At 56.6% G+C, this 4,697-nt stretch carries 4 protein-coding genes and 2 pseudogenes; 4 read left to right on the forward strand and 2 right to left on the reverse strand.

Annotated features, from left to right (window positions below):
* Window positions 1-96: 96 nt before the first annotated feature.
* Window positions 97-354, reverse strand: a pseudogene (locus IVA82_RS14450) (transposase); the annotation flags it as partial.
* A gap of 57 nt (window positions 355-411) precedes the next feature.
* Here IVA82_RS14450 and IVA82_RS14455 point away from each other — a divergent pair.
* From IVA82_RS14455 to IVA82_RS14465, 3 genes and pseudogenes are all read left to right on the forward strand, one after another.
* A pseudogene (locus IVA82_RS14455) lies at window positions 412-963 on the forward strand (IS630 family transposase); the annotation flags it as partial.
* Between the two features lie 159 nt (window positions 964-1,122).
* The gene (locus IVA82_RS14460) at window positions 1,123-1,557 is read left to right on the forward strand and encodes a hypothetical protein (protein WP_247493336.1); all 435 of its coding nucleotides are present in this window, start codon (window positions 1,123-1,125) and stop codon (window positions 1,555-1,557) included.
* A 341-nt stretch (window positions 1,558-1,898) separates the two neighbouring features.
* Window positions 1,899-3,566 carry a recombinase family protein gene (locus IVA82_RS14465; protein ID WP_247390406.1) on the forward strand — a complete coding sequence of 556 codons (1,668 nt, stop codon included), beginning with the start codon at window positions 1,899-1,901 and terminating at the stop codon, window positions 3,564-3,566.
* Between the two features lie 46 nt (window positions 3,567-3,612).
* On the opposite strand, the gene IVA82_RS14470 is transcribed toward IVA82_RS14465, so the two are convergent.
* On the reverse strand, window positions 3,613-3,864 hold the full coding sequence (locus IVA82_RS14470; protein WP_247390404.1) for a helix-turn-helix domain-containing protein: 252 nt from the start codon (window positions 3,862-3,864) through the stop codon (window positions 3,613-3,615).
* A gap of 243 nt (window positions 3,865-4,107) precedes the next feature.
* On the opposite strand from IVA82_RS14470, the gene IVA82_RS14475 reads away from it, so the two are divergent.
* Window positions 4,108-4,302, forward strand: a complete 195-nt coding sequence (locus IVA82_RS14475) for a hypothetical protein (RefSeq protein ID WP_247390402.1) — start codon at window positions 4,108-4,110, stop codon at window positions 4,300-4,302.
* The last annotated feature ends 395 nt before the right edge of the window (window positions 4,303-4,697 follow it).

Genomic DNA, 4,697 nt, shown 5'->3' on the forward strand with positions numbered 1-4,697 from the left:
GACGCGAGTGGTCAACAATTTGCATCGGCGTGCCAAGGCATTCGGCTTTGTTCTCCAGCCCTTGGAGCCGAAAGTAGTTGCTGCCGTTTCTTAGGAATCATTCTCCAGCGTCAGCTCTCCGATCTTGGCATGCAGCGACTTCACATCGACTGCGGGCGCGGCCGGCGGCCCGCCCCCTGGTCCGAAAATCCCGGAAGCATTGCCCTCAAGCTGCGATTTCCACGCCGTAATCTGATTGGGGTGAACGTCAAAATGCTCGGCCAGTTGGGCTATCGTCCGATCGCCTTTGACGGCGGCCAGAGCCACCTTCGCCTTGAAGGCCGGTGAGTGATTCCGGCGTGCTCGTCTGCTCATCGTCTCTCCTGATTCGCGGGCCTATCGTGCCCGTCGTCAGGCAGAAACTCCACTTAACGTCCTGTGCAGATTTCCGGAGCCGGCTCTGAAAAGCCTGGGATCCAGGCCCTCGCGACGACGGCGCCGGATTTGCCACCCGAGCCCGGCGTCTACGCGACCTTTGCGCGGGATCACGAGTACAAACGTCATGGCACGCTCAGCCTGTTGGCCGGAATCGACCTGCTTACCGGCAAGGTCCATGCGCTCGTCAAAGACCGCCACCGCAGCCGAGAGTTCATCGACTTCCTCAAGCTTCTCGACGCCGCTTATCCAGCCAGCACCGCGATCAAGCTGATTCTCGACAATCATTCCGCCCACATATCGAAAGAAACAAGAGCTTGGCTCGACGCTCGACCAACTGGCCGCTTCGAGTTCACCTTCACGCCCAAGCATGGTTCGTGGCTCAACCTCATCGAGGGCTTCTTCTCCAAATTCGCTCGCTCGATCCTGCGCCATATCCGCGTGACATCGAAACATGAACTCAAGGAGCGCATCATGGCTGGTATCGACGACGTCAACCGCCATCCCGTCATCCATACATGGTCTTACAAGCTCGCCGACGCCGCCTGATATGATTCAAACCATGAAAACGCTGACCTAGTTGGTAAGGTTCGCGTTTGAACTCTCCCGCGCCGTCATTACTGTGATTGGATTGCCAATTGCCTTTCCCGCGGCGCGGATGGTGTCGATGAACAGCTGCGCGGCCGGGTTCAAACCAATCGGACCACCATGTCCTCTAGCTCCAACGCCAGTATCGCCAAGAAAGCGCGCACGAAGGCTGAGGCGGATTTTGCCACCTGGCTCATGATGGCCAAGCTCGGTGGTTTCGATGACCTGCCGTCCAGCGCCCAAAGCTTTCTGACTAACTATCGAACTCGGCTCGAGACAATGAGCGAGGCCGAGTCCACGGCCCTAGCCGTTCGCGAGGTCTACAGCGCTTATTACAGCGAGATGGGAGGCGTAGGCGCAGCGCCGGAACCAAAGGCTCGGACGCCAACGACAGAGGGCAAAGTCGTGCGGTCCCAGAGACCGCCTAGACCTCAGCCCGGTCAATCGGCTGCGCGCCATTCGACGAGGCCAATGACCCGAAAATCCCTCCCGGCGCTGCTGATTTTCGCGAGCATGGTGGCACTGGTTGTCGCATTCGGATTTCTAACGCAGTAACACCGCCCGCGGATTGTGTGCGACGTCCGCTTTTCCCCCGATAGCGACCCAAATAGCGGAAATCGTGCACTTCGCATTTGGGCCACTTACATTCCACAAGCGAGCTGTCGAGGCTGCTTCGCGGCATTCGCGCCGGTTCGCCCTCGCCACCCCGATGTCGGTCCTCACCGCCGAAAAATGGGACACGACCTCGATATTCGCCATCGTACCGTGAGCGAGCACTTGTGCTCATCAACTTAGTTACGACAGAGCAATTGACCCACATCGACTTTCTCTCGCACCGATCGAATTTTTGCGGCTATTTTCGCTCCGGGGCGAGATGAATACTGCCGGGAGGAGCTATGTCAAAAGCTCTCATCGTACACCGGGATCGATTGCCCCAGACGCAAAAGATGCACCGCGCGGCGCAATACGTCCGCATGTCTACAGATTATCAACAATACTCCATCGAAAATCAGGCGGCGGTGATCGCCACGTATGCCGAACTTCACAAGCTGACGATTGTTCGCACTTACTGCGATGAGGGCCAGAGTGGGCTGAAGATCGAGAACAGGCAAGGCCTTACCGATCTGATTGACGACGTTCGGTCTGGTGACGTCGATTTTGGCCATCTGCTGGTGTTTGACGTCAGCCGATGGGGACGCTTTCAGGACGTCGACGAGAGCGCGCACTACGAGTTCATCTGTCGGAAGGCGGGGCTGAAAGTTGCCTATTGCGCGGAGCAGTTTGACAATGACAGCAGCCTTCTTTCCAGCATCGTAAAGAATATCAAAAGGGTTATGGCAGCCGAGTTCAGCCGTGAGCTTTCTGGCAAGGTTCACGCAGGAGCCATGCGTCTCGCAAGCCTAGGCTTCAAAATGGGCGGGCCAGCGCCGTTTGGGCTAGAGCGGCAGGTTGTGGACGACGAATGCAAGCGGAAAGGAAGCCTACGCCCGGGGGAGCGAAAATTTTTGACCACAGACCGAGTAAAGCTCGCGCCTGGAGCGAAGGACCAAGTCGACGTTATCAGATGGATCTTCGATGAATACCTTCGGGGCACGTCTCAAAGAGCAATCGCGCGGGAGCTTAATCGGTGCGGAGTTCCCACCAATGGAGGAGGACCTTGGCGCCGAAGCTCCATAAGCATGCTTCTGCGGCAAGAGGCCTACGTCGGTACTGCCATATACAATCGCGGCACAAAGAAACTGGGCGCCAAGAGAACACCTAATCCAAGAGAACTCTGGGTCAGAAGCGAAGGCGCGATCGAAGCAATCGTTGACCGAGATGTGTTCATACGCGCGAGCAAGGCCCTAGAGCAGCGTTGTGTCCGCATATCGAAAGAACAGATGCTTGTTCGCCTTCGAAAAATTCTGATGAAAAAGGGCAAGCTCAGCGCGGAAATAATCAATGCGACGCCCGGCCTGCCATCTATAACCACCTATCTCAAGCACTTTGGCACCGTGCGAAATCTCTACCGGCTGATCGGGTACAGCGGCAAGCAAGATTACTGGAACAAGCTCGATGCACACAAACGTTGGGTTGATTTTCAGCTCAAGAACGCTGCGAAGCTCAAAGAGGCATTCGAAAGCTCGGGTAGGAGCGCCAGTATCGATGTTGTCAATGAATGTTTGCACGTCGAAAATTGCGTGAGTATCTGCTTCCGAATAGCTAAGTGGCGGATGCACGTCGGCAGGCCGATTAGGTGGACAGTAGCTCGCCGCGTGCGACGGCCGCGAGGATGGATTGTCGCCCTGAGGCTGGGTGAGAACAATGAGGCAATCTTCGATTATGTACTGATGCCGTCATCGTCCCTGTCGTTTAAAGGCCCTGTATTCTGGTTTTCCGAGGCCTCGCGTGAACCCCTCAAAATTGAACGCTTTGGGACTTTTGAAGAACTATCTCGGGCTCTCATCAAAAGGGTCAATAATTCAAAAGGGTCAATAATGAATTCCCCTCTAGGACTAAGCGCCCAAGAGCCCGCGGTGCAAAATGTTGCCGGAATGGGTCAAAATGCGAAGAATTCAAGCTGAGCAAATCAGGTAGACGTTGAGAGGCGCTCGGATAGAGGGCGCCCCGTCAGAAAAGATCCTCGATGGCCTTCACCGACCCTTTCGTGCGCGGTCGGATGACCAGTTCCAGATCCAGGGCGGCCAACGCATCCGTGAGGGTGCGTAGCTGCGTCGCTGGCTCGCCGGCCTCCAGCTTCGAGACAGTCGCTTGTCGCGCGTGCATCTTGTTGCCCAGGGCCCCCTGGGTGAGGTTCTTTTGCCGGCGGTATCGCCTAATGGCGGCGCCAAGCTGCTGGGGTGTGCGGGTGATCGTATCCATAAGATGTGCAATACGCGAAAGCGTATAAAATGACCATATGCGTGAATGCGTATAATCTGGAATTGCAACCGCTCGAGCATGATGGCGGATCGCTAGTGAAATCCGCGTCGAACACTGACGGGGTCTCGCTTAGCTGCGAAGGAGCACGTACTTCGTTGTCCCCTGCTCGTCCCGATAGTCGGCCCGCTACGGGTCAATCGCATCGATGCAGACCTCTACCGGACACTTCAGCGAGAGGGCCACTTGCAGACCCGCGACAAGAAGCTGTTTGTGGCTGGTCTTCTGAGGCTGACGGAGATAATTCTGCGTGTTCCCAATCAATCAAGCAGCACACAGATGGATGAACGAATAGAACAGCTTCGAGCCGCTGCCCGTGCGAGGGTAGAAAACGAAGCGCGGAACGCCCAGTTGCCCGATGCAGTGTTTGCCATCTTATAACACATTTTCTCTGCGGTTCGGTCCGCATCCGCAACCGCTTCCAGTGGACTTGGACATCCTGATAGATCGCTTTTCGGAAGACGAAATCAGGGACGCCAGCCGGAGCGCGGGCGCGCTCTTGCAGGCAGCCGATCAAGCCGGTGATGATCTAATGTCGAAACGATCTACATACGAGGAGATAACCCATAGGCTACGGCAGTGCTATCCGGGCTTCTCTGACAAATGCTACGAAGAGGCCATCACGCAAGGCTGCTTCAACGCCCGCTGATGTCCGCTGATGTCCGCTCTGGGTCAACGATCGGGATAGGGGGACGTCTCGCGACGCCACCCCTCCCACACCACCGGGCATACGGGTCCGTACCACGGCGGTTCGATCGAGTTAAGCCGGCACAGGC

The organism is Bradyrhizobium sp. 142 (genome assembly GCF_023074015.1).
Classification (GTDB): Bacteria; Pseudomonadota; Alphaproteobacteria; order Rhizobiales; family Xanthobacteraceae; genus Bradyrhizobium.